Source organism: Fibrobacter sp. UBA7003 (assembly GCA_002449765.1).
Taxonomy (GTDB): domain Bacteria; phylum Fibrobacterota; class Fibrobacteria; order Fibrobacterales; family Fibrobacteraceae; genus Fibrobacter.
Genome location: DJXN01000012.1, coordinates 62317 through 87481 on the forward strand (window position 1 = coordinate 62317; position 25165 = coordinate 87481).

Consider the following 25165-nt stretch of genomic DNA (forward strand, 5'->3'; position numbering starts at 1 on the left):
GCTTACCTGGGGATAGACGTTTGCGAGAGGATTCCCGAGAGAATGGCATGCGATGCGCCGGGCGCACTTTCTTTCGCGAACACGCGGTGTTCCATCACCGGGTAGAACACCCTCTGGATATCATCGGGATTCACGAAATCGCGCCCCGCGACAAATGCGCACGCCCTCGCCATCGAAAGCAGGTTGATTCCTGCGCGCGGGCTTGCGGCAAGCCGCACCCCCGCATCGCCGCGCGTCGCCTGCACGAGCGACACCGCATAGCGTTCCAGCGACTCGTCGACATGGACATCCCGCACCTGGGCCCGCGCGTCCAGGACGCCTTCCGGCGACGTCACCGCGCCGAGCTTTGCCAAAGGCCGCCCCGCGCGGTGGCTCCTCACGATGTCGAGTTCTGTCTCCGCCGTGGGGTAGCCGAGCGAAAGCCGTATCATGAAGCGGTCCATCTGCGCCTCGGGAAGCGGGAAAACCCCGTGGAATTCCACCGGGTTCTCGGTCGCGAGCACCATGAAGAGTTCGGGCAGCGCGTGGCGTTCGCCCTCGAGGCTCACCTGCCGCTCTTCCATCGCTTCCAGGAGGGCGCTCTGCGTGCGCGGCGAGGCTCGGTTGATTTCATCGGCCAGGAGCACCTGGGTAAACACGGGTCCCTTGCGAATTTCGAACTCGCCCGTATTCGCCTTGAACACCGCACCTCCCGTCACGTCGGCGGGCAAAAGGTCGGGCGTGAACTGGATACGCGCGAAGTCGGCACCGACAGCCGCCGCCAGCGCCTTCGCGAGCGTCGTCTTGCCCGTGCCGGGCACATCCTCGATCAGCACGTGGCCATCGGCAAGGAGCGCCATCACAAGCAGTTCAACGGAATCGTGCTTTCCAAGCAGCACGGAATCAAGAGCGTCAACAAGTTTTTTCACCATATCCGTAAAATACATTTCTATCCGCCCGCGCGGTTCAGAAATTTTCGCAAAAATGCCCGCCTTTCTTCTTTTCTATATTTTTGGTATGGAAATAGAGAAGCAAACCGTCGCCGTAGGGCTTTCCGGAGGAGTCGACTCCTCGCTCGCCGCCTGGACCCTCAAGCAGCAGGGCTACAACGTCGTGGGCATCACCATGTCCACATGGGACAACTCCATCCCCGGCATGCCCAAGATCGAGGGCCGTTCCGGATGCTTCGGCCCCAACGAGGACGAAAGCATCGCCGAGGCGCAGGAAATCGCGAAACGCATGGGAATCCCGCACTACACCGTCCCCGTCTCCGACGAATACAAGCGCCAGGTGCTCGACTATTTCCGCAGCGAATACCGCGCGGGCCGCACCCCCAACCCCTGCGTCCGCTGCAATCAGACCATCAAGTTCGGCGCCCTCCTGCATACCGCACGCAAGATGGGAATCGCCTTCGACCGATTCGCCACCGGCCACTACGCGCGCCTCGAATTTACCACCCCCGACAGGCCGTTCCTCTACCGTGCCGCCGACAATTCTAAGGACCAGTCGTACTTCCTTTCGAGACTGAGCATGGACCAGCTTTCCACCGTCATCTTCCCGCTCGGCGGCATGCACAAGGAAGACGTGAAGAACCTGGCCCGCGACCTCGGCTGGAACGACTACGCCGACAAGAAGGAAAGCCAGGACTTCCTCGAATGCGGAGACTACTCCGTACTCTTCGACGAGAGCGACAACGTCCCCGGCGACTTCGTGGATATAAACGGCAAAATCCTCGGCAAGCACAAGGGAATCGTCCACTACACCATCGGGCAACGCAAGGGGCTAAACATCGGCGGCCAGCCGGAACCCCTGTTCGTCGTGAGCATCGACGCCAAGAACAACCGCGTCGTCCTCGGACCACGCAGCACCCTGCAGTGCCACCAGGTCCACGCCGTAAACCTGAACCTAATGGTCGACCGCGACTCTTCCCTGCTTACAGGCAAGCTGTCCGCGCAGATCAGGCTCGGGCACAAGGGCGCACCCGCGCACATCACGCAGCTCGAGAACGACAGTATCTCCGTGGAATTCGAAGAGCCCCAGTTCGCATCGACACCGGGGCAAATCCTGGTACTCTACGACGGAGACGGTGTTGTCGCCTCCGCCGTCATCGACAAGTAAAAACTAGCCCTGGCTTTCGGTATATTCGCCGCCGAACGCCATCCCGCTCACCGAGAGGATCGGCGGGAACTGGATGCGTTTCGCAAGCGCAAGCCCGCGGAAGCGCCTGTGCCATGCGCGCATGTCCTCGAGCGCATCGGCCTTCGTCTTGAAAAGCTTCTTGAAGTACTTCGGGTCCGCCCCGATTTCCCTGCAGAGAGTTCCCTTCTCGAGCAGTTTCTCCGTATCCTCGAGACCATGGTTCTGGTCTACCCAGTAGGCGAATAGCCTGTCGTGGTACGGGTACTTGATCGGATCGCCCTTGCCCTCGTCCACGTTCATCGCCTCGCTGAGTTCCGCACTCGCGGGTACGTCGATGGAAGCCTTCGGGATGATTTCCTTCTTGCGGTTGATATAGCGGGCCAGTTCGTACACCTGGGTCTTCCAGAGGTCGCCGAGCGCGCACATCACGCCGCAGGTATCGCCGTAGAGCGTGCAGTAACCGGCAGTGGCCTCGCTCTTGTTGCCGTTGCAGGTGATACCCGCACCGAGCACGGATGCAATCGAAAGCAGCACGGAAGAAGAACGGGTGCGCGCCTGCAAGTTCTCGTAAGCAAGCCCTTCGATATTGATTTTCCTGTCGCTACGTTCGAACTTGCACTTGGAGAGGCTCCCGCGCACGGCTTCGAGCATGTCAGAAATCGGGGCGACCATGTAAGGCGTCTTCAGGTTCTTCGCGAGATCGCGAGCCGCATTCTTCGTGGTATCGGAATTGAAGCGCGTCGGCATATTCACAAGGTAAACATTCTTCGCGCCAATCGCCTCCACGTACAAGGCCGCAGAAACGGCACTGTCGATACCGCCGCTCGCACCGATGACCATGCGTTCGATATGGAACTTCTTCAGGTTCTCGCGGATCATGTACACGAGCGCATCATGGAGCTGTGCAATCGGCTCCGCGGGCTTCACGGACTTTTGACCCGAAATAAACTTCACGCGGCCCTTCGTAATATCCAGCAGGGCCTCGCATTCGCGGAACTGCGGCATGCGGTAGGCAATTTTGCCCGTCCTGTCGTACACGCGGCAACCGCCATCGAGCGCATAGATGTTCTTGCCGGAATTCTCCGTCCCGACAGCGCCCATGTAGACAATCGCCTTCTTGTTTTCCTTCACGAAATCCGTGCAGAACTCGTCGACGTATTCTTCCTTGACAATCGAGAATTCCTGATAATCAGAGACGACCTCGAAGTCGTTCTTCCAGTCTTCGACACAGCCATTCACATAATGGTTGTACATGAATTCTTCGAGCATCGCACTCGTACCTGCGAGAATCTCGACACCCTTCGAAACCTTTTCAAGTTCCACTTCCGCATCACGGCACCTTATCTGGAAGCCGATTTCGTCTTGTCTGGAGCCGAGCCTGCTGAAATCGCCAGATACCGAAAATTCCGGGAACAGCACCACCTCCGCACCCGCCTTCTTGGCGCGCGCGACAGCGGCCTTCATTGTCTTGAAATTTTCTTCCGGCTTTCCCGGAACCACATTCATCTGCGCTATATAAACCTTCATGGCAAGCCTCTTGTATATTCAATCCAAATATAAAAAACGCTGCCAGCACAAGACCGGCAACGTCATAATCACTCAATGGCGTTCAGCCTCGCCACTATTCGTACTCCGGAGCAATCCAGTCCTCAGGAATCGAGGGATCGTCGGGATCCGAATTGCCGTAGTTGAAGAACGAGCCGGCCTTCCATTTCGAGACAGAGCCTATCACGGCCGGAGTGCACTTGCCGCCCAGGCAGCCGGTCACCTTCATCAGCAGCTGGTTGCCGTAGACATCCCACGTTCCCTGCTTGAGCGCCTTGTTCTCGTTGCCCTTGAAGGCCTTCACCTCGAAGGTGCGGTCGGTGCGCAAGTCAAGAGACCAGGCGAGGCCGCCTTCGTCAGATTCCCATTCGCCCTCGAGATCGGCAGCAGGCACTTCGTTATACTTCAATTCGCTCAACGTGCACGAGACATCTTCCGCTGATATAGTCAACGTCTTGTAATCCGAGCTCACGGAAGCCGACACCAGCGCATACACAGGAGCACTGTAGAACAACGGGCGCATCAGGAGCTTGCCGCGGTGGATGTCGTAATAGCCGGCAGACCAGGATACAAGAGAATCGTTCGTTTGTTTGGCATTTCGGACAACATCGGTCGCCACATAGCGGCCCTTATAGAAGCTATAACCCGTAAAGGTATTCTCGCCGGTCTTGCAAAAGAGTTCCTTCGATGCAAGGCTGTCGCCGTTCCAGACTACCGAGGAATTCTTCTTGACGGAAGTCTCGCCAACATCCTTGTATTCCCCGCCATCCAGGGAATACTGCAGCTGGTCATCCTCGTTCACGATAAATCTCATGGAGTGGTCGGAATCCTTCTCCACCAGCTTTTCCATGGACTTAATCGCATCGTAATCTATCTTGATAGAAGTAATGGCACCCTGGCTAAAATTGAGCACGCCATCCTTGAAATCGGACGGGGCGGCAAGCCATGCCGTGTCGGGAATCCAGAGAGAGAACAGGCCGTGCTTCTCGCCCGTCGCCAGGTAGATGTCGCGCCCGAACAGGCCCTTGAGGGTCATGTTCTTCTCGAGGTCGTCGAGGGTGGCCGCGCGTGCACCCTTGGGAATATCCTTCGAGACAGACGAAGACGATTCTTCCTCCTGCGAAGAAGAAGACTTCCCGGAATCATCGGCAGAAGACAAGATATCATCATCGGTATCGGACGGAGAGCTGCCGCCACAGGCGACAAGCGAAATCGAAGCGGCCAAAATGCCCGCACAAAGCAAATATTTTTTCATAAGAACCTCTTTCCCTTGAATATACTCTTTTATACGGGAAACGACACGGAAAAACGCAAAAAACATCCTACAAAGCGTTTTTCGGGTGATATTCGAGGTCTTTTTCCGCATTTTCGATGCCGGGTACGGCATCATAGAGGAATCCGGCGAGCGCCTGCTCGGCAGAAACGCGCCGTCCGCCAATCCAGTTCCGGAGTACCGCAAGCCTTTTCGCAATCCACCAAGGCAGCGGGAACATCTGGTGGCGTTTCCCCGCGGTACGCAAGATGCGCGCCGCCATTTCGGCCATCGTCATCACCTCGGGGCCCGCAAGCGCATACGTATTCCCGATAGCCTCGGGAGCAAGACCCGCAGCGGCGATTCCCTTCACGAGGTCAACACTCCGGACGGGCTTCTTGCGCGCGGTACCGCCCCCCGGGAGCGGGTAGACCGGGAACCTGCAGACAAAGTCCGCATACATCCTGAATTCAACACCCCCGCCGTCACCAATCACGAGGGTCGGCCGCACGATGGTCCAGTCAAGCCCGGATTCCTTTACCGCAGTCTCCCCCGCAAGCTTGCTTGCCCCGTAGGGAGTGAGCACCGGATAGGTGACAGAAATGCTCGAAACATAAAGCAGGCGACGCACGCCCGAATCTTGGCAGGCAGAGACCACGTTGCGCGTTCCGCCCGCGTTGATGCGCTCGAACGCGGAAGCATCCCTCGAAAGGAGAATTGCCGCCAGGTGGAAAACGCAGTCCACGCCATCGAACGCGGGCCGAATGGAGGCGTAGTCGGCAACATCGCCATAAACAACATCAATATTTCGAGGAAACGACTGCACCAGGGGATCACCGGGGAGCGTCAGGACACGCACACACACACCGCGTTCCTGTAGCTCCCGGCATAGCGCCCTCCCTACGACGCCAGCCCCGCCCGTTACCAGAGCCCGCATCAGGACTCCAACATGTAACGCAAGTCCCTGACGCGCCCCGCAAGGGCCTCGTCATCTTCCATCATCTTTTTGAGGGACTGAATGGCGGCAATCACCGAGGTATAATCGCGCTTAAAGACCTTGCCCACATCCTCGACCGTTTCGGAGGTGAGCTCGCGGCAAAGGAACATCGCCACCTTGCGCGGCAAGGAGGCGCCCTTGTCCTGGCGCCTGGAAGAAAGCACAATCGTGTCGACACGGAAGGAGGCGGCCACGGTTTCGCTGATATTCTTTAGCGTAAGCGTCGCGCCATCGTTTTGCGGGGATACAAGCAACTGCTTGATGCAGTGGAGGCTCAGTTCCACGCCGTTCAGTTTGTGCATGGCGTCGAGCCAGTGAAGCACGCTTTCGATGAGGCGCACGTTCGCACGCGGCGGAATGGAAAGGAACCTGCAGATTTCCTCGCGGTCTTCAGCCACGAACGGGAGATTCTCCGACTTCTTGCGGATAACGTCCATGCGAGTCTTCAGATCGGGTTCCTCGATCCCGACGGCGACACAACTTTCGAGATGGTTCAAAAGAATCGACGTAAACTGCGGCGTCTGATCGTCCGTCGGCTTCTCGCCCGGCATGAGCTTGCGGAACGAACCCGGATGGCGGTCGCAACTCAAGATAATCTGCTTTCCCTCGTGACGGAGCGTGTTGATGAGTTTTGCAAGATGATCTTGGCAATAGACGCTGCTCTTGAGCAACTGGATATCGTCCAAAAGCAGCACATCGCAATCGATATACATTCCCTGGAAGCGTTCCTTCAGCTCGTTCGCGAGAGTCCAGTTTTTCTTGGAAGACGCTCTCACGATATCCATGGTATCGCGCAAGAAGTCATAGGCCTGGCGATAAACGACCTTGAGCGAGGAGTTCCGCGCGCAAAGCCTCGCCGCAACGGCATGGAGCAGGTGCGTCTTGCCAAGGCCAGTCGCCCCGTAAACCAGGAGCGGGTTCATGGCCATGTCGCCCGGATGATCCACGACCGAAAGGCACGCCTTCAGCGCCGTGTTGTTGCAATCACCCTCGACAAAGTTCTCGAAGGTATAGTTTGCATAGAGTTTCGGGATGCGACACGACTTCTTGCGGGTGCGAGCAGTCGCTTCCGCCTGCTTGACAACCGCAGGGGCCACCGCCGGAGCCGAAAGCTTCATTTCGGGAACCGCCGCGGACTGCGCAATTTGACGCACGCGGTAATCGACAAAGGAAGACCCGACAACCGAGGCAAACGCCTTGCGCAAAAGTTCGCCATAGTGGCTGTTCAGCCAAGTTTCACGGAACTGGTCCGGGACTGTCAAATAAGCAATGCCATCGTCGATTCCCTCGAATCCGACCGCATCGAGAATAGCCATTCCAAAATCATTGCACTGCGAACGCATGTACTCCATGACCATCGGCCAGGGCGACGCAGATAAACTCAATAAGGTAACCGTATTTTCCACAATAAACCAAATAAACCAAAAAAACTTTCGGGTTTAAAAATTAGATAAAGGGCCAACAGCGAAACCGGGGCTTTTTCTTTTTTTTTAAAAGCCCCCCAAAAAGGGCCAAAAAAGGCAATTTCCCACAAAAAACTTTTTATTCCCGCTTCTATCCCCAAATCTCGGGAGTTTAATCACGCAGCAATCAAGGTATCATCACTACCGACTGCACAACATATCAACAGAAAAATTTTCAATCATCCCTTGACAGCGAAAATAATGACCATTTGTTCACTACAACCCTGACAAAATGCGTTTTTTTGTCAAATTTCGGCACTTTAGGAAGGCCCGGAATTCGTAAGTTGTTGATATTGTTGCCGTTATGTGAGTTTTATGTATCATTTTTTGCAGAATACGATATAGTATTCATCCACATGCCCCACTTGCCATTCCGGGGCACTATCGAGAGCGTCGAGAACCCTTCCCCAACGGGCATAGTAGCGGAGCGGAAAAACAGCGCGGTCGACCCCCCAGGAATCCGCCTCGGAGAAAAACAGTCCCGGCTCTTCGGCAAAGCGCAGATAGCGTTCAAAAAAGTCTGCCGTCTTGAGAATAAAGCGTCCATCGACATAGACGGAATCGGACGGGTTCACGAAAGCGAGGTAGCCGCCAGCGCGATCGTCATTGAAAAGCCTGCCAGCATGCGGATGAGCCGACATCCATTTCGCCGCATCGACAGGGACCCGCTGGTAGGCGACAAAGGAATCATAAGCGGCAAGGGAACGCGCCCAGAGCCCGAACACAAAAGCCAAGACCGCAACCCCCGACCATTTATAGAACAAATTAACATTTTGCAAGCAACATTCAGCACGAGATATTTCATGTAAAAAAGCAACGGCAAATACGGGTAGGAACAGCGCCATATTGCGTTCTGCGACTAACGCGAGTACCGCCGTCGTCAAAAGAGAAGCAGACAAAGTCCACTCCCGACGGTACAGGATGTTGCGAAGCGACCAAGCACACGCCACAGCGCACACTGCAACCGCAAAGACACATCCTAAGACGTTTTCTCCCGCCGCAAGTATCGAAAACGGGCTACGGTTCTCGGCGATGGACGATGCAAACACGGCCACCGACGGAGTAATGCCGAGAAGCCTATCCAAAAGCCCAAGCGGGTACAGAAACAGACGCAATCCATCCCCGCGCAACAAAGGCATCGCAAACATCGAAAGGAGGAATGCGGATTTCAGAAGGCGTTCGCGCGCGTTCGCACTTTTTACAATCTGCGGCAAAAGCACGGCCGCCGCAAAGAGCGGCCCCAATATATAGAGGCCCTGCACTCGACACCACAGCCACTGCAAAATGAGAATCGCGACAGCAACGGGAACACGGCGCAATCCCGGCAGCAGATTCCAATAGACACCCAGAATCAACAGGCTGAACAGCACCGGCCGTATTTCGAAGCAATAGCGGAACACAAACAAAGTCACTGTCAAAGTAGCGGCAGTCACAGCATTGCATCGGATTGCCTTACGGAACGGCCAAAGGAACAGCGCAAACACAGTTCCCCAAAGCAACGCCTTGAAAGCGACAAGCAACGGCGCCCCGCCGAGAGAATACGCCGCATAGACGACCTGCTGGAAATACTCGTGAACATTCACTGCGGGAAGCCGCACCGGGGACCACGTCAGATACCACTCCCGGGCACAAGCCAGATGCCACCAGATATCCGTATCCGTCAGAGGAAACAGGGCAAACAGGGCAACCGAAACGGGGACCAGGAGCCCGCTACTGATTGCTCTTTTCGTGATGGCACAGAGTTTCAACAGAATGTCCAAGCAGTTTTTCGATTTCGGGCAGGAGCGAGCCTTTCACGCGCTCAAGGTAAAGGCACTGCAGCTGAATCATGCGGTCGCGATGACGCCCAGCGTGTTCCTGAATCCAGTTGCTCACGGCGGCCTGCCTGTTTTCGAGCTGGCTACGCAACGTCTGCTGGATAAAGGTCCGTTGCACTTCCATATAGCGGTGCATATTGAAAGGCAAGCGGTAGGTGCGGATAAACTGCTTCAGAAGGACCAGGAGCGAAAGGTTCTGCCCCTTGTGCAATTCGATGAAGTTCTTCAAGTCATCCAAATGATCCCTGAAAAAAGGGACGATTGCCTTATCGTCTATTTGATAAAGTTCCAACTCGTCCTGTTTTTTCGTCGCTTCGTCGACTGCCATATTCAAAATTTACGTATTAGACGCCCTATGCGCTGTGATTTTCTTTACAATGAACCCGAAATTGGCCTTTTCCGTGTTTTTTAGCACATTTTCCTGTAAAAAGACGCGCCCTTCCGTCCCCGGGTTCAAGCGGTCGGCCGCCGCACCCCGGAAATCCATCAGGCTTTCCACCTGGATCGGATCCATCCCCGCGGGAGTCATGATTTCGAGCGAATCGTCCATGCAGAACGGGTTCTTCACGTTCACGCGGCAGGAATTCGTCGTAGCGTCATAATCGAGGATCTGTGCGGCGACACACCCGCCTTCAGCATCCACATGTGTCGCCTCGTAATTCTGCGGCAGGGGGCCACGTAAAAATCCCGGCATGAACCCGCGGCCGTCCACAAAGCGCATCGCCCTGCGGGACTCCTGCGGAACAAGGTCCTGAGAGCAGGGACTTCCCGATTCCAGGGCAACAACCGACGCATCGATGGCCATGCGATAAGCGCGCACTACTTGGGAAAGGTAATATACCGAGCGCGTGCGGCCTTCTATCTTGAACGAGTCGAGTCCGCCCTGCACCAGTTCGGGAATCACGTCCAGGGCGCAGAGGTCCCGGCTACTCATAAAGTATGTTCCCCAAGTATCCTCGTCCAGGGCCACCGGTGGAAGTTCGGGTCTATCCGTCCGCTGCAAGCTGAATTCGCCTTCGTGTTCGCGGTAATCCTCCACTTGAGGCCCGGAATTGGCATAAAGCCGGTAAGGCATACGGCAGCTGTTGTCGCAGGCCCCCTGGTTCGCATCGCGGTGGGTCACCCAGTTGCTGAGCATACAGCGTCCGGACATTGCCATACACACGGCACCATGAACAAACACCTCCAGTTCAAGGTCCGGCAGCTTTTCCTTTATCTCCAAAATTTCAGACAGCCGAAGTTCACGACTCAGGATAATTCGGCGGACACCCAGATCTCGCCAGAACTTTGCGGCGAGGTAATTCGTGGTATTCGCCTGCACCGAAAGGTGGATTTCCACATCGGGACGTTCTTTACGAAGCCAGCCGACAAATCCAGGGTCAGCGACAATCAGCGCATCGGGCTTGAGTTCTATCGCCGCAAGCAGCGCCTTTTGGAACGATTCGACCTTCACGTTACGGGGAATCACGTTGCTCGTGAGGTAGAATTTTTTCCCGAGGCTCCTCGCATAAGCGATACCTTCCGCCAGGTCATCCAAGCTCCTGAACCCGTTTTCGCGGGCCCGGAGGCTAAAAGCAGGTTGGCCCGCATATACAGCGTCCGCACCATAGGCATACGCATACTTCATGCGCACAAGGTCACCCGCAGGAGCCAACAGTTCTGGTTTTTTCATACAAGCTACCACTTGAATCCGGCGCGGAGGTACACCTTGCGGTCGTCAATAAAGGTAAGTTCACCCATGAAGCTTACGTATTGTCCCTCATATGCAAGTGCGGGCGTGAGAGAATACTGCATTTTCGCCCCGTCGAGAAACTTCTTATGGATCTTCATGTGGTTATGGCGCGGAGTCGTGTCATTTACGGCACTCCCGTAATCCGTCCCCTTCCAGAACCAGGTATTGCGAAGCGACGCGAAGATATGGCCGTCGAACTGCGCAAATACATTCCAATCTATCGTTTGGCTATTCGGACCGCCCTGGTTTCCGAGCGGATAGCCCAGGTGCGCCATCTGCGCCGTATTCTTCACGAAATGCGTATAGACATAGGGCTCGACACGGGCATATTCAGCGACAGTCCCCACTTCGAGCTTTTTCCCCTTGATATAGAAATCATGTCCCGCCTGCAAGCCGGCCATCCATGCCCACTTCGCTTCGATATTGTCGTTCTTGACGAGACTAATCGGAGATTCCATGTCATCGAGGAAGAATTCCGTATAAATTCGTACCTTGTTGAACAGGCGATAATTGAAATCCATCGCCAGGGAGCCATTGTTGCTGCTTTCGGAATAGTTGCCCTTTTCCATAAAGAGCGGAACCGTCGGCACAAACAGCCACGGCTTCATGTTATTGTAAAGCACCGTGAGTTCGCTAATGCCCACCGTCGCATTCCCGAAGGCAAGTTCGTAGCGGTGTCCAAAGAGGTTGCGCGTTTCGTCCTTATTCTTGTCGCTCATGCTCCCGTAAATGCGAAGATCGCCATAGAAGCTAAACACGCGCAAAGGTCCGAAGCGCAAATCGACACTCATCGAATTGAACGGAAGCGAGAACTGATTCAACGTGAGGTTGTTATAGTAGCCAGGGCCCCAGTGCATCACGTCACGACCGAAGTCCAGCCGGAACCAATCGTAATTGAACGACAGGTGCGTGCGATAACGGGCATAACTCGTATATTCGACCCCGGAGTTGTTTTCTTCTTTCTGCACTTCCAGGAACTCGCGGTCCCACGACTTCGGTTTAGCCGCGGAATGTCCTTCGTCGTAAATTCGCGCATCAAGTACAAACTCGACGGAATCGGCAAAGCCGCGCAGGTAGATGCCACCGTCGATTCCTGGCCAAATGGTATCGCCCAAAGCCTCGCCTCCGCGATAGTCGATTCCACCCACAACACTCGTCGCAATTCCTATGCGCGGAGCCCTGACAGAATCATCATCGAATCCGTGGCCCGCAATACCCACGCCGTTCGCATTGTCGTAATAGAGAATCGCGTTCGATTCCGTTTCGACAAAATGCTTGTGGAATTCCGCATCACGTCGCGGATAGGTAAAGAACTGGCGGTCGCTACCGGTTGTCTGCCGATGGTATTCAAAAAGCATCGGGGCCATTTCAAGCGTCCGCAAATTGCGCGTGTGCTCGGGGCCAACGACCGGGGATGCAGCAATCACCTGCGAAGAAATAATTGCCACAAGAGCAAGAGAACGAGTTTTTTTTACGAACATAACTGCAATTTAGTTTTTTAAAAAGAGTCCGTGCCGTTGTCAAAAGCACAACAGGTCTTTTCTGACCGCATTCGTTCCGAACGGAACGAAAGCCCCCAAATATCGAATCGACTTTTTTCAAAACAAGCGAAAAAAAACTTAAAACCCGGACTTTCACTTGGTATTTTTGAAAACGAACAAGCCCATTCAGGATTGTTGTTTGGAAAAGGGATACAATCATGACATCAAGAATTCAAAAAAAGCTCGCGGTTTCTTCTGCACTCGCCTTCGGCCTACTCGCCGCCTGTTCGGACGACGCTCCTAATACCCAAGCGCCGGCAAACAGCGATTTCGAAGGAATCGAAACTAACGGGAATGCCGATAACATCTGCCTCAACGAGAACTACACGGGATTTTACGCCGCTGACGGGATTACGGTCATGTGCTTCGATGCCGCAGGGAATCTCTCGTTCTGGATTGGAGAGGACGGCATTATCGGCGTCCCCGAATCCGAAGCAGGGACGCCCTCCGGAGACACCCCAGCGGACACAGGAACGGCAACCGTCGAACCCACCTCCAGTTCCGCGGCAGCAATCGACTGCGACACTCGCGGAGCAACAATGTTGTATGTTCTGGACGGAATCACCTACTACCGGGCACAGGGCAAGACCTTCTACTTCGACAATGGCTGCAACAAGATTATGTTGGCCGAGGCGGTCGGTTCTTCTTCCAGCGAAGCAGCCGCCATCGCATCTTCTGCCGATGTCGCCGTAGCATCTTCGGGAGACTCCGAAACAGGCTCCAACGCCCCCCCCGAAGCCGTATCCAATGGCAACGAGCCGTCCATCACTTTTGCCGCCACGGGCGCAACCGTCGTAAACGACAACGGCTGCGTCAGCATCGAAGGGAGCAACGTCACCGTCACCTGCGCAGGCAACTACTTCTTCAGCGGAAGCAGCAGTAACGGACAGATCAAGGTCCTCGCCGGCGCACAGGACAACGTGTATCTCTTCATGAATTCGGTCACGCTTTCGAATACGACTTCAGCACCGGTTGTATCGCTCAACAGCAACAAGACCTTCATCGTCGCAAACGAGGGAACAAGCACATTCTCTGACGCATCGACGAGAAATTCTGTTATCTCATTTACAAACGCAAACGGGGCATCCGATACGACCTACGCGGGCGCCTGCATTTTCTCGAAGGATGACCTTACCATCAAGGGTTCCGGCATCATCAAGGTGACCGGCAACTACAACAACGGCATCCACAGCAGCGACGACCTGCGCGTCCGCGACAATCCGACCATCACCGTAACCGCGAAAAACAACGCATTTAAGGGAAAAGATCTCGTCGATATCGAAGGCGGCACGCTGAACCTCACGGCTACAAGCGGTGACGGCATCAAGAGCGACGAATGCACCGTAAGCGGGAACGACACGACCATTACCGAAGGCAAGGGCATTGTCAACATCAAGGGCGGCACCATCAACATCGAAAAAGCCGGCGATGACGGCATCCAGGCTTACAACTACGTGTTCATCAACGATTCCATCTCCGCCCCGAAAATCACGGTCAAGAGCACCGGCAAGGGCATCGTATCCGAAGACAGAATCTACATCAACGCGGGCAACATCGATGTCACCTCGAACGATGACGGCATTCATTCCAACCTGAACGTTTACATGAACGGCGGAAACGTGACCGTGAGCGCCGGCGACGACGGCATCCACGCCGATTCCGCGCTCCACCTCGCAGGATCCACCATCAACGTCACGAAGGCCTCCGAAGGCATGGAAGCGTTCTACATCTTTGCCGAAGGCGGAATCACCGCAACATACGGCACTGACGACGGCTGGAACGCCGCAGGCGGTTCTGCAGACCCAGGCACCTCCAGCGGCTCGCAGTGGGGCGGTTTCGGTGGCGGCATGATGAGCAGCAGCAAGGGCTACATCGTCATCACGGGCGGCTACCACTACATTAGCGCCTCGGGCAACGACATCGACGTGCTCGATGCGAACGGTACGGCAAAGCAGTCCGGCGGAGTCGTCATCGTAGAAATTCCCGCAAGCAGCGGCGGCATGGGCGGCAGTATGGGCGGAAGGCCGGGTCAGAGCGGTAGCAGCGGCGGATGCGCAACGAACGGCGCGGGCGGACTCATCGACACCGACAACGGGTTCACCATTACGGGCGGAGTGTTCCTCGGATTTGGAAGCCAGACCGAGGAATACCCGAACTGCACGGCAACATCGTACACAGCAGGCACGGCCTACGGTAGCGCCAACGCAGCATTCGCCCCGAAGGGCTCGGGAAGCATGATCCTCTATGGCGGCTCAGTCACTTCCGTCGCACAGGTAAACACCAGCGGCATGAAGCAAGTCACCTTCCCCAACGGCCTTGTTTTCTACGAAAAATAGGCAAAGTGACCAAAATCACATATGCGACTTTTTTCAAGGGGGATATCTTCCCAAGAGCATTTAAATTTCTATAATTAAGGATACTCCAAACCAACCCCAAGGTCAGACATTCTAAGCGTTCGCGCTTGCGGTGTCTGGCCGCTTTTTTTATATATTTAAAGTCAAGAAGTCCCCCAGCGAGGTTTCCATGTTTTTTTTGCGCACTTTTCGCACTTTTTTAGCTGTTCTCTGCACCTTAGTCCTCGGCGCCTTTGCCCAGGTCGAGTTTCCCATGGGCGCCGAAGTCGTAAACGTCAAGGCTGACCCCTACAACGCGAAGGGAGACGGCAAGGAAGACGACACGGAGGCCATCCAAAGAGCTTTGAACGACCACCCTGATGGCGACTACATTATCTACCTGCCCCATGGCATCTACAAGATTTCTTCTGCGCTCACCTGGCCTACAGCAAACGGCAAACCCGAAAAGGACTACCGCCGTACTATTCTCCAGGGTGAAAACATGGGTAGCACCATCATCACCCTCCAGGACGATGTCCCGGGATTCGAGAACCCCGACTTTCCGCAGGCAGTCATCTACACAGGCGACGGCCCTGCCCAACGACAGAGGAACGCTATCCGCGACCTTACCATCCGCACCGGCAAAAAGAACCCCGGCGCCATAGGCATCCGCTTCAACGCGGCAATCCAAGGCAATATTACCAACGTGAAAGTTCAGTCCGGCGATAGCGCGGGCGTCTACGGAATCGACATGGGCTTCACCGAGAACATCGGCCCGTTGCTCCTGAAGAACGTCGAAGTCAACGGATTCGACGTGGGTGTCTACACTGCGGGTACGACCAACAGCATGACCTTCGAACACTTGACTCTCGGAGGCCAAAAAAAATACGGTCTCGACAACGACGGTCAGATGATTGCCACGCGCGGGCTCAGATTCAAGGGCAACGCGCCGGCAGTCTACAACCACGGCACGGACGCATCCCTCGTCATTGTCGATGCCACCCTCGAATATGACCCCGGCAAGAATGTCGCCAAGCCGACCACCGCCATCGTGAACGAAGGACAGCTTTTCGCACGGGCAGTCATCGTAAGCAAGTTCAAGTCCAAAATCAAGAGCACCGTCAAGGCACACAACGAGGAATTCAGCAATACCGAGATTATCGAGTTTTCCACGCAGGAAAACCACCAGCTCTGCCACAGCCCCAAGCAGTCCATGAGGCTTTCCGTGACCGAGACGCCGACCGGAAGCGATCAAAAGTCCATGTACTGGACGTCCATCACCGGCGATTATGGCGGCAGGGCAAACGACGGATCCGATGATTCCAAGGCCATCCAGAGCGCCATCGACGACGGCGCAGAAACCATCTTCTTCCCGCCCGGAGGCCGCTGGACCATCAACCGCGACATCTACCTGCGCAACCGAATCCACCGCATCATCGGAACCGAAGGTAAGATTGACGGCAAAGGCAAGTTCATTATCGAGGAAGGCACCTTCCACGACATCACCATCGAACGCTTTTCCACCTTCGGAAGCGGCATCATCAACAACTCCAAGCGCACCGTGCTCCTGAAGAACATGTACGTGAAGTCATTCGAGACATCCGAATTCGGCAACGGTGACGTATTCCTCGAAGATGTCTCGGTAGGCACCATCCAGATGAACTACCAGAAACTCTGGGGGCGCCAGGTCACCATGATCGGCGACACCAAGGGAGCCAAGATTACAAACAACGGCGGAACGCTCTGGATTCTAGGCCTCACCGTCAAGGACGGCAACACCATCCTCAACAACTTCAACAAGGCGTCTGCCGAACTCCTCGGCGTGAACGTCATCGCAAGCGACAAGGCGAAGAACGCGCCCATGTTCATCAACGACAACTCGAACCTCTCCATTGTCGGCCTCAAGGAGACTCTTACCCGCGGGAACCCCTACGTGAAGATTGTCGAGGAATCGAGGCAAGGTTCGAAGGTCTACGTGCTCAAGAACACGGAACTGCCGAAGAACGAATCCGGCGGAATCATGATGAACCTCTACACAGGCTATGCCCCGAAGCAGGGCCACAACGATCCTCCCAAGGCGAGCATGGCCAAGGAACTCATCCTGGTGCAGCCGAACAGGCTCAAGCTCACCGGGACCGTCGAGGATGATGGCCGTGGCGACGGACTCTGCCGCGTACCCGTTGTCTGGAAAAAGGGAGTCGGCCCCGGCAAGGTGACCTTCTCCGATTCCACCGAATACGAGACGGACGTGTCGTTCACGGCAAGCGGTCGCTACAACATCCTCTTTACCGCAAACGACGGCTACCAGACGGGCGCCGATACAGGCAAGGTCTATGTGTTCGACAAGCGCTACACCACGTTTGACCATTCGGGCGACAACATCCCGAGCGGGCGCGGCGCCGACACCTGGATTTCACAGTTCGACAACTATTCCCCGCACGGCACCGACGAAAACCTCCGTGTCGCTCACGACAAGAACGATGCCGGCAAGATCTACCTCAAGTTCGACCTGTCCGTGCTTCCGGGACCGCTATTCGACGTGGCCCTCAAACTCGACTTCGACCCCGATTCCATCAAGAAGCCCGTGCAGTTGAACATCTTTGGTCTCAAGGAAACCGCCAAGGAAATGAACTTCGGAGAAGACAAGCTGGGAGTGGACTGGAAGAGCGACGAACTCACCTGGGAAAACGCCCCCGCGAACCTCGACCAGCCGGGCGGACAGTTCAACATCCGCAAGAACTCCGGTGGAGGCATCGACACGAAGTACGCAGACTTCCTCGGTATCATTACGCTCAATCCGAAGGCTCCCCTCGGAGCCTTCCTCCGCACGCCGACCCTCACCGAGTTCTTCAAGAGGAAGCACCCCTCCAACCTCTACACGCTCATCCTCACCGCCGTCGAGCCCGGCGAAACGCACATCCGCTCCCACAACTCGGGCAAGGATGTCGCCCCCACGCTCTATGTGGGCTACTACGACAACACGCGTTCCGTCGGCGGCGACGCCATGGACGGCGGCTACACGCTTTCGAAGGTCAACATCGACATCGTGAACCTGGAATGCAACTTCGACCTGACCGTGGGCTACCCGCAGTTCGTGCAAATCGAGATTATCAACGAATCGGGCAAGCGCATGCTCACGGTTGCTGCACGCGAAGTCCCCGGCGAAAAGAAAATCAATTTCAAGTTCAAGGCGAAGGCCTTCCCCACCGGCAAATACACCCTCAAGATTAACGGCGAAGCCTTCAACGCCGAACAGAAGTTCTTCATCCTCAACTAACGCGATTCCCCGGTATCCCTATGAACAAGCTTCTTTCTGCACTCATCCTCCTTGCCGCACTCCTTATCGCGTGCAGCGAGACAACGCATACAAACACATCGTCCGTCACCGACGGCAACGAAAGCTTTGCGGGGGAATCGTTCAGTTCGAGTTCCTCGCTCAGCACGCGCCTCGACATCGACTACCGCGACACCATCGACATCGGCGAGACGATGAACTTCTACATGGAAATGGCCACGTGGGACACCGTCAAGGTCAAGAAGGATTCCACCGACAAGAAGTCCGAAGATTCCACCTACGTCGAGAAGGTCTGCCACGACGACATCGTCTGTCTCGACAGTTCGAACACGACCGTTTCGCTGTTCCTCGGGTCGTTTCCGAAGGGAACCCGCATAAACGTTGCCGCAGCGACCAGCGGCACAGAAGGGGACACCATCCGCGTCCGGAGCGAAAAATCCGTCAATCTCAGGACGACCGGACCCGTCTGGAACTCCACGAAAAAAGATTCCGTCTACTCAGACTACATGCATTCCGGCTCCGGAGCCGACATGCTCCAAAACAGCTTCGTCGTGTTCAACGAGGATTTCTACTACCTCGACCTCAAGGCTAAATTCGACACTTCCGCCCACCTGCGCATCAAGGTCGACGTCGACACCTCCTACTACAATTACACCGGAGACTCCTCCCATATCGACATCGACTTGCGCGATACCGTCCGCGGCATTCTCGTCATCGGCGAAGCCCCCAAGAGCATCGAAATCGCCTTCAAGGTCGAAACCGGCTTCAGCGTGAACCTCTCCGTGCAGGGAGATGGGATCAACAAGTATGAACTGATTGACAAGGACAGCAATGTCTACTCCCCCGAGACAAACACGCTCGACACCCTGCTCGTCACCAACGATTCTTCCGCATGGACCCTCAGGCTGAATCCGAGCAACGTGGTAAGCTTCCTCTCCGGGCCTTTCGCCACCTTCGAAGCCGCCACGCGCTTCCGCAGGCTGAACCAGGGAGAATACCTCGCTAACCCCGATTCCATCGTCTATCCCGGCGACACCCTCGTCATCGTGCGTCCGGCAAACGATTCCACCAAGTACTACCTGCGCCAGGACCACTACGTGTGGCTCGCCGACCTCAAGAAGGGAGACTCCATCGTCGTCTACCACGAAATGCAGGGCTACTGCAAGTACATGGAATGCAACGGCACGCCGAAAGCCTACTATGCACTCATCAACGCGAAGGGTGATTCCGTCGGCACCATCAACAGCCTCCAGCACGGCTACAAGGCCAAGAAGGACGGTGCGCTCTACCTGCGCTACCTCCAGCTCAATTCGAAGGCGCTTACCGATTCGAACCTCACCCTCCGGACGTTCATCCAGCGCCCGGGCTCGCTCGATTCCCTCAAGTTCTACAACGAGGCCAAGGACGTCACCTACAAGACCATGAGCGTCGATTCCGGCGACACCGTACGCCTGGACAAGTTCTCCTTCCAGACCGTCCCCTACAAGACGAGTTCCAACGTCAAGTGGTTCGTCCCCTGCGAAGACCTCACCGCCCTCGGCACCGAATCTTATATCAGACAGATGGAAATCTGCAAGGGCGAACAGGAAATCTCCTCGTACTACCTGATTGCCCAGGATGGTGCAGAAGAAAGGACGGCCAGGCTCATCGCACAGAGCATGGCAGACCCCCTGATGAGGGACACTTTGACCGTCCTGGTGCGCTAAAGGTCGGACCAGCCCTTGAAGACCGCCCCGATTTTACTATTTTTGGGGCCTAATCTTGCAAGTCGCGCCAAGCTCTGCCAACCTGCAAGCTGAACCAAAGAGCTTCCTCAAAGAGGTAACTATGTCCTCCTTCCGTGGACCAAAAGGTAAAGTAGCGCGCTCCCTCGGAGTCGCCGTTTCTCAGAAGACACAAAAGGCTCTCGACCGCCGCAACTTCGCGCCCGGCCAGCATGGCCAGAACCGCAAGAAGTCCGCTTCCGTGTACAAGCAGCAGCTCGTCGAAAAGCAGCGTCTTCGCTTCACCTACAACATTTCCGAAGCACAGCTCGCCAAGGCTTACAAGGAAGCCAACCGTCGCGAAGGCTCTGCCGGTGACAACCTGATGATCTTGCTCGAAACCCGCCTGGACGCTCTCGTCTACCGCATGGGTTTTGCCCGCACCATCTTCGCTGCCCGCCAGTACGTCGCACACGGCCACTTCGCCGTGAACGGTGTTCGTAGCTTCTCCCCCAGCCGCCTCGTGAAGGCCGGCGACGTGATTTCCGTGCGCGAACGTTCCAAGGAACACGTGCAGATCAAGGAAGCCATCGCTAACGCCCCGGCTGCTCCGGAATACCTGACTGTCGACGCCGGCAAGATGGAAGGCACGCTCGTGAAGCTCCCGCTCCGCGAACAGATCCCCGTCAAGCTCGAAGAACAGCTCGTCGTGGAATACTACTCCAGGTAGTAAACCATACAAACGAAAGTTTGAGAAAACGCCCGGCGAATGCCGAGCGTTTTTCTTTTGCAGTTTCGAATCGCGCAAGAAGGAGGGAGCCGGTGCTCCCCACAATCAGTCGTCCGCAGCGGACGCGCCCACCGCCTGTTCTAGCGTGGTGAGGCCCTGCAGCGCCTTGTTGATGCCGTCCATGCGGAGCGTAATCATGTCGCATTCCTTCATGGCGCAGCGCTTGATCTCGTCGCCGGATGCGCGGCGGATAACGAGGTTACGCACGGATTCGTTCGGCACCAGGAACTCGTAGATACCGCAACGGCCCTTGTAGCCCGAACCGTCGCACTTCTCGCAGCCCTTGCCGTGGTAGAACTGCATGTCCGGGGAGAGGTGCAGTTCGTCGCGAAGGGAGTCGGAAATTTCCACCGGCTCCTTGCAGTACTTGCAGATGCGGCGCACCAGACGCTGGGCCAGGATGCCCTTGATAGCGGTAGAAACAAGGAACGGTTCCAGGCCCATTTCCAGCAAGCGCGGGAACGAACCGGCAGCATCGTTTGTATGGAGCGTACTGAAGACCAAGTGACCCGTCAATGCAGCTTCGATAGCCATGGACGATGTCTCCTGGTCACGCATTTCACCGATCATGATGACGTCCGGGTCCTGACGGAGCAAGGCGCGGATGCCCGCCGCGAAGGTAAAGCCCGCGGCATTGTTAATTTGTCCCTGGTTGACGCCGTCGATGTTAAGTTCGACCGGGTCCTCCATGGTAGAAATATTGATCGTAGAATCGAGAATCTCGCGGATGGAAGCGTAAAGCGTGGTGGACTTACCGGAACCCGTAGGACCGGTAACGAGGATAATGCCGTTCGGAAGGTTAATCGCCTCGAGGAACTGCTTGAGCACTCGGGAATCGAAACCCATTTCGCGGAGCGGGAACTGACCCGAGTTCGGGTCCAAGATACGCATAACGATCTTTTCGCAGACACCGCGCTTGCGGAGCGAAATAGGGAACGAGCTCACACGGAGGTCGACTTCGGAACCCTTGTAGCGCACCGTGAAGCGTCCGTCCAACGGGCGACGCTTTTCGGCGATGTCCATCTTGGAGAGGAGCTTGATACGCGAAAGGATCTGCGGCATGAGGCGCGCGGGAATCGGAGCCATCACCTGCAGGTCGCCGTCGATACGGTAACGGAGCTTGAGGAAGGTCTCCTGCGGTTCGAGGTGAATATCGGAAGCATGTCGTGCAATCGCTTCGTGAATCAAGGTCGTCACGATTTTCACCACCGCGCGTCCTTCTTCGTCGGTCAGTTCGGGCTCGTCGTTACCGCCCTGGCCGCGTTCCACCGTTTCGAGTTCCTCGCCATCCTTGGTTTCGCCGATAAGTTCGGCAAGGGATTCTTCGGCGGGGCCGTGGCCCGCAAACACGCGTTCGATAGTCTTCTGGATGTCGGCCTCGGAGGCCATCACCACATCCACTTCCATCTTGACCTTGAACTTGACGATCTGGATGACGCGCATGTTGGTCGGGTCCGCCATGGCAAGCGTAAGCGCCTCACGGACAACCTTGCGTTCGTCCTCGTTCTTCGAGATGAACAGCGGCACCACCTTGTAGGTCTTGCACATGTCTTCGGGCAGGTAGGTGTAGGCCTCGGAATCTATGGCGAAGTTTTCGAGCTTCACATAGGGCACTTCGAACTGCCTGGAAAGAATCTCGATAAGGCGTTCTTCCTGCATGTAGCCGAGGTCCACCAAGGTTCGGCCGAGACGCTTGCCGCTCGCCTTCTGCATTTCGAGGGCCTTCTCCAGCTGTTCCTGGTTGATGTAGCCCTGCGCAAGAAGCATCTCGCCGATACGCATCTTGGTCGTCGACTGCATCTGCACGCCGAGGATGCTTGTCAGTGCGTCTTCCGTCACCATACCGAGACGGACCAGGATCTTCGCAAGGGCCATGCCCGTACGCTTGTGTTCAGAAACGGCATGGGCCAGCTGGTCTTCGTCCAGGACTCCCTGACGGAGCAGCAATTCGCCCAAGTTCATTTTCACGTTGCTTATCATAAATGCGACCACGCTTGTGCTTTGACAATTTCAACACGGCCGTCCTTACGCACCATGCTCACGCCGGAACCGGCCTTTACGGAACCAATTCGCGTCAAGCACTGCGACAAGGCGGCATTTTTTAAAAATATATCATTTTTTAAAGAAAATGCACATAATAGTTGATATTCCTCACCACCATTCAACGCAAATTCCAGGGGATCGAGCCCGAACCGGTCCGCAAGCCTGCGAACATCGGCATCCACGGGCAGCAGGCCCTCTTCGATTTCGATTGCGACCCCAGACGAAAGGGCAAGGTGGTTCAGTTCGGAGGAAAGGCCATCGCTGATATCCATGCAGGCCCCGCACACGCCATGCTTCACGAGTTCCGCGCCACAGCGTTCGTCGATTTGAGGGGCGAGGTGGTAGTCGGCGAGGCGCGCGAAATCCGCGCGAGCGTCCGGGCGGTTCATGAGAAGCCAGAGCCCCGCCGCCGACTTGCCCAGCGTTCCCGCGACATACACGCCGTCGCCCGGACGCGCGCCGCTGCGCAGCAGCGGCGAACCGCCTTCCATCTGGCCAAGAAGCGTCGTCGAGAACATGCCGCACTCCCCCGCAACCGTATCGCCGCCAATCAGGGCGATTCCGCGCCGCGCAAAGCCTTCGGAAACGGCACGGCAGATGCGGTCTCGCACCTCGGCATTCCACGCCTTATTCACGCAAATGCCGAATACGGCGAGCTTCGGCACGCCGCCCATCGCGGATATGTCCGAGACGTTCGATACAATATGCTTTTCGACCGCCTGTTCGGGAGTGGACCAGTCCAGGCGAAAATGCGAACCTTCCACCGAGAGGTCCTTCGTCACGAGCCACCCGTCAAAGAGCGCGCAATCGTCTCCCGCGGGCAACCAGTCACGGTTCCCCGGTGCTTTCGGGTCCGGGGCAACGCTGTTTTCTAGAATCTTGCGAACAAAATTAAACTCGCCTAAATTAGGGAACATACCCCAAATTTAAATAACTCGCGCCCCCTCCAAAAAAACATCTTGGCGACAAATGGTGGATAAGTTGGCAATAATCGTGGGGTAAAAAATAAAAGTTCAAAACACCCTAAAAAATCTATTCACAATTCAAAATAAATACCTATCTTTTAATCCGTGGGACACATATTCTTCATAACGCCATCTTCCCCGGGCAGCCTCGACCGCATGAGCCAGTGGACTCTCCGGTGGCTCCTGGAAAACGACATGGCCGAGGACTGCACCATGTACACGTGCAACTCCGTGGAAGAGGCCTCCGGCATCCTGGAGACGGCCCTCATCGTAGGCGAGACCCCGTCTCTCATCATCTTCGACCATGCCGACCGCCCCACAGACGTAAACATCGAGTTCAGCAAAAGGCTCCACAGCAGCATCCCGGAATCGTGGATTGTGGAAATCGTCCCGGATTCCATGCCTATCCAGAAGGACATCGACAACAGCCTCTACTGGATCCGCCGACCGCTCGACGAAGACGAATGGCGCGAGACGCTCGAACAGGTGCTGTGCAAGACACCGACCCCGCAATGGGCGAGCACAGAAATCTAGATTTCCATACATGGAAAATCCGATTCTCAAAATCAAGGGCGTCAGCTATTTTGGCGTACGCGCGCCCAAGCACGTTCTTGCCGACATGGCCGACGTTAAGGCGGCAGGCTACAACGCGGTACTCCACACGTGGAGCGAAGAAGACGAACAGTATTACTACGGAACGATGAAGGACATCGTGGACGGGAGCGCCGGAATGGGCCTCAAGGTCTACGTGAACCCGTGGGGCGTTGGGCGCGTGTTTGGTGGCGAGGCATATTCGGAGCTTACCGCCCGCAATCACGACATGTGCCAGGTGGCGCTCGACGGCAAGCCCAAGGTGGCCGCCTGCCCGAACCATCCGGAATTCCGCGCCTACATGCACAAATGGATTGAATCCGTTTGCGCGACAAAGGTCGACACGATTTTCTGGGACGAGCCGCATTTCTATTTCGAGAAGGGCGGACTGCAGAACTGGAGTTGCAGGTGTGAAAAGTGCCGGGCGCTGTTCAAGGCGCGTTTCGGCTACGAGATGCCCGCCGAACTTACCAACGACGTGTTGAAGTTCCGCGAGGATTCGCTTATTGATTTTCTGAAAGAAATGACCGAGGACGTTCACGCGCGCGGCAAGCGCAACTGCGTGTGCATGCTTCCGCCCTGGTTTCCCGCAGGGCTCGATGACTGGGGCCGTGTAGCCTCGCTCGAAAGCGTCGACGAAGTGGCCAGCGACCCGTACTGGGAACGCGGCGCCACCGAGGAATGGGTCCGCGAGAAGTATGCCGAGACGGCCCGCAAATTGACGGATGTCGCCGCCAAGTACGGCAAGGCCGTACAGATGTGGGTAAAGGCGTACCAGATTGAAGCGGGCCGCGAAAACGACCTCGCGATTGCTGTCGAAGAGAGCCGTGCCGCCGGCATCGACAATATCTTCGCGTGGAGCTACCGCGGCACCGAGACGCTCACCTGGCTAAAAAGCGACAACCCGGACGAAGTCGCCCGAGTGTTTAGGGATGCTTTAAATGACTAGGGAGGGCATGGGCACACCTGCAGTGTGCTTG

General features: G+C 56.1%; 18 protein-coding genes. 7 read left to right on the top strand and 11 right to left on the bottom strand.

From position 1 onward, the window contains the following. Nucleotides 1–2: 2 nt before the first annotated feature. Nucleotides 3–911, bottom strand: coding sequence for an AAA family ATPase (locus B2952_RS08485; protein ID WP_290734415.1), 909 nt, complete (start codon nucleotides 909–911; stop codon nucleotides 3–5). Between the two features lie 85 nt (nucleotides 912–996). On the opposite strand from B2952_RS08485, the gene mnmA reads away from it, so the two are divergent. Next, nucleotides 997–2097 carry a tRNA 2-thiouridine(34) synthase MnmA gene (gene mnmA, locus B2952_RS08490; protein WP_290728863.1) on the top strand — a complete coding sequence of 367 codons (1101 nt, stop codon included), beginning with the start codon at nucleotides 997–999 and terminating at the stop codon, nucleotides 2095–2097. A gap of 3 nt (nucleotides 2098–2100) precedes the next feature. Here the strand turns inward: mnmA and nadE are convergent, their stop codons facing one another. The 8 genes from nadE to B2952_RS08530 form a co-directional block, all read right to left on the bottom strand. Continuing rightward, nucleotides 2101–3645: an NAD(+) synthase gene (gene nadE, locus B2952_RS08495; RefSeq protein ID WP_290728865.1), complete on the bottom strand. Its 1545-nt coding sequence runs from the start codon at nucleotides 3643–3645 to the stop codon at nucleotides 2101–2103. 94 nt (nucleotides 3646–3739) lie between these two features. Further along, nucleotides 3740–4918, bottom strand: a complete 1179-nt coding sequence (locus B2952_RS08500; RefSeq protein WP_290728867.1) for a hypothetical protein — start codon at nucleotides 4916–4918, stop codon at nucleotides 3740–3742. A gap of 67 nt (nucleotides 4919–4985) precedes the next feature. Next, on the bottom strand, nucleotides 4986–5852 hold the full coding sequence (locus B2952_RS08505) for an NAD-dependent epimerase/dehydratase family protein (protein ID WP_290728869.1): 867 nt from the start codon (nucleotides 5850–5852) through the stop codon (nucleotides 4986–4988). Next, complete coding sequence (locus B2952_RS08510; RefSeq protein WP_290781587.1) at nucleotides 5852–7228, bottom strand: DnaA ATPase domain-containing protein; 1377 nt, start codon at nucleotides 7226–7228, stop codon at nucleotides 5852–5854. The genes B2952_RS08505 and B2952_RS08510 overlap by 1 nt, the downstream gene beginning before the upstream one ends. A 467-nt stretch (nucleotides 7229–7695) precedes the next feature. Continuing rightward, the gene (locus B2952_RS08515; protein WP_290728871.1) at nucleotides 7696–9123 is read right to left on the bottom strand and encodes a hypothetical protein; all 1428 of its coding nucleotides are present in this window, start codon (nucleotides 9121–9123) and stop codon (nucleotides 7696–7698) included. Next, nucleotides 9086–9520, bottom strand: a complete 435-nt coding sequence (locus B2952_RS08520; RefSeq protein ID WP_173364860.1) for a hypothetical protein — start codon at nucleotides 9518–9520, stop codon at nucleotides 9086–9088. The genes B2952_RS08515 and B2952_RS08520 overlap by 38 nt, the downstream gene beginning before the upstream one ends. A gap of 9 nt (nucleotides 9521–9529) precedes the next feature. Further along, the gene (locus tag B2952_RS08525) at nucleotides 9530–10864 is read right to left on the bottom strand and encodes a U32 family peptidase C-terminal domain-containing protein (protein ID WP_290728874.1); all 1335 of its coding nucleotides are present in this window, start codon (nucleotides 10862–10864) and stop codon (nucleotides 9530–9532) included. A 5-nt stretch (nucleotides 10865–10869) separates the two neighbouring features. Then, complete coding sequence (locus B2952_RS08530; RefSeq protein WP_290728876.1) at nucleotides 10870–12405, bottom strand: hypothetical protein; 1536 nt, start codon at nucleotides 12403–12405, stop codon at nucleotides 10870–10872. A 218-nt stretch (nucleotides 12406–12623) separates the two neighbouring features. Between B2952_RS08530 and B2952_RS08535 the strand changes: the two genes are divergently transcribed. The 4 genes from B2952_RS08535 (at nucleotide 12624) to rpsD (ending at nucleotide 20526) form a co-directional block, all read left to right on the top strand. After that, nucleotides 12624–14801: a carbohydrate-binding domain-containing protein gene (locus tag B2952_RS08535; protein ID WP_290734413.1), complete on the top strand. Its 2178-nt coding sequence runs from the start codon at nucleotides 12624–12626 to the stop codon at nucleotides 14799–14801. A 271-nt stretch (nucleotides 14802–15072) separates the two neighbouring features. Next, the gene (locus tag B2952_RS08540) at nucleotides 15073–18075 is read left to right on the top strand and encodes a glycosyl hydrolase family 28-related protein (RefSeq protein WP_173381616.1); all 3003 of its coding nucleotides are present in this window, start codon (nucleotides 15073–15075) and stop codon (nucleotides 18073–18075) included. Between the two features lie 20 nt (nucleotides 18076–18095). Continuing rightward, nucleotides 18096–19799, top strand: a complete 1704-nt coding sequence (locus tag B2952_RS08545) for a hypothetical protein (protein ID WP_290728880.1) — start codon at nucleotides 18096–18098, stop codon at nucleotides 19797–19799. A gap of 121 nt (nucleotides 19800–19920) precedes the next feature. Further along, nucleotides 19921–20526: a 30S ribosomal protein S4 gene (rpsD, locus tag B2952_RS08550; protein WP_173364855.1), complete on the top strand. Its 606-nt coding sequence runs from the start codon at nucleotides 19921–19923 to the stop codon at nucleotides 20524–20526. A gap of 105 nt (nucleotides 20527–20631) precedes the next feature. Here rpsD and B2952_RS08555 read toward each other — a convergent pair whose 3' ends face one another. After that, complete coding sequence (locus tag B2952_RS08555) at nucleotides 20632–22548, bottom strand: GspE/PulE family protein (protein WP_290729090.1); 1917 nt, start codon at nucleotides 22546–22548, stop codon at nucleotides 20632–20634. Nucleotides 22549–22562: 14 nt separating this feature from the next. Continuing rightward, nucleotides 22563–23546, bottom strand: coding sequence for a thiamine-phosphate kinase (gene thiL, locus B2952_RS08560; protein WP_290728882.1), 984 nt, complete (start codon nucleotides 23544–23546; stop codon nucleotides 22563–22565). Nucleotides 23547–23699: 153 nt separating this feature from the next. On the opposite strand from thiL, the gene B2952_RS08565 reads away from it, so the two are divergent. Beyond that, a complete protein-coding gene (locus B2952_RS08565) occupies nucleotides 23700–24128 on the top strand; it encodes a hypothetical protein (RefSeq protein ID WP_173364853.1) in 429 nt (142 codons plus the stop codon). 10 nt (nucleotides 24129–24138) lie between these two features. After that, on the top strand, nucleotides 24139–25134 hold the full coding sequence (locus B2952_RS08570) for a hypothetical protein (protein ID WP_290728884.1): 996 nt from the start codon (nucleotides 24139–24141) through the stop codon (nucleotides 25132–25134). Nucleotides 25135–25165 lie beyond the last annotated feature (31 nt).

Coding starts and splice junctions, on each gene's coding strand:
- B2952_RS08510 (WP_290781587.1), bottom strand. CDS start 7,228: ATGGCTATTCTCGATGCGGTCGGATTCGAGGGAATCGACGATGGCATT.
- B2952_RS08525 (WP_290728874.1), bottom strand. CDS start 10,864: ATGAAAAAACCAGAACTGTTGGCTCCTGCGGGTGACCTTGTGCGCATG.
- mnmA (WP_290728863.1), top strand. CDS start 997: ATGGAAATAGAGAAGCAAACCGTCGCCGTAGGGCTTTCCGGAGGAGTC.
- nadE (WP_290728865.1), bottom strand. CDS start 3,645: ATGAAGGTTTATATAGCGCAGATGAATGTGGTTCCGGGAAAGCCGGAA.
- B2952_RS08500 (WP_290728867.1), bottom strand. CDS start 4,918: ATGAAAAAATATTTGCTTTGTGCGGGCATTTTGGCCGCTTCGATTTCG.
- thiL (WP_290728882.1), bottom strand. CDS start 23,546: ATGTTCCCTAATTTAGGCGAGTTTAATTTTGTTCGCAAGATTCTAGAA.
- B2952_RS08555 (WP_290729090.1), bottom strand. CDS start 22,548: ATGAACTTGGGCGAATTGCTGCTCCGTCAGGGAGTCCTGGACGAAGAC.
- B2952_RS08530 (WP_290728876.1), bottom strand. CDS start 12,405: ATGTTCGTAAAAAAAACTCGTTCTCTTGCTCTTGTGGCAATTATTTCT.
- B2952_RS08535 (WP_290734413.1), top strand. CDS start 12,624: ATGACATCAAGAATTCAAAAAAAGCTCGCGGTTTCTTCTGCACTCGCC.
- B2952_RS08485 (WP_290734415.1), bottom strand. CDS start 911: ATGGTGAAAAAACTTGTTGACGCTCTTGATTCCGTGCTGCTTGGAAAG.
- B2952_RS08540 (WP_173381616.1), top strand. CDS start 15,073: ATGGGCGCCGAAGTCGTAAACGTCAAGGCTGACCCCTACAACGCGAAG.
- B2952_RS08545 (WP_290728880.1), top strand. CDS start 18,096: ATGAACAAGCTTCTTTCTGCACTCATCCTCCTTGCCGCACTCCTTATC.
- B2952_RS08520 (WP_173364860.1), bottom strand. CDS start 9,520: ATGGCAGTCGACGAAGCGACGAAAAAACAGGACGAGTTGGAACTTTAT.
- B2952_RS08570 (WP_290728884.1), top strand. CDS start 24,139: ATGGAAAATCCGATTCTCAAAATCAAGGGCGTCAGCTATTTTGGCGTA.
- rpsD (WP_173364855.1), top strand. CDS start 19,921: ATGTCCTCCTTCCGTGGACCAAAAGGTAAAGTAGCGCGCTCCCTCGGA.
- B2952_RS08505 (WP_290728869.1), bottom strand. CDS start 5,852: ATGCGGGCTCTGGTAACGGGCGGGGCTGGCGTCGTAGGGAGGGCGCTA.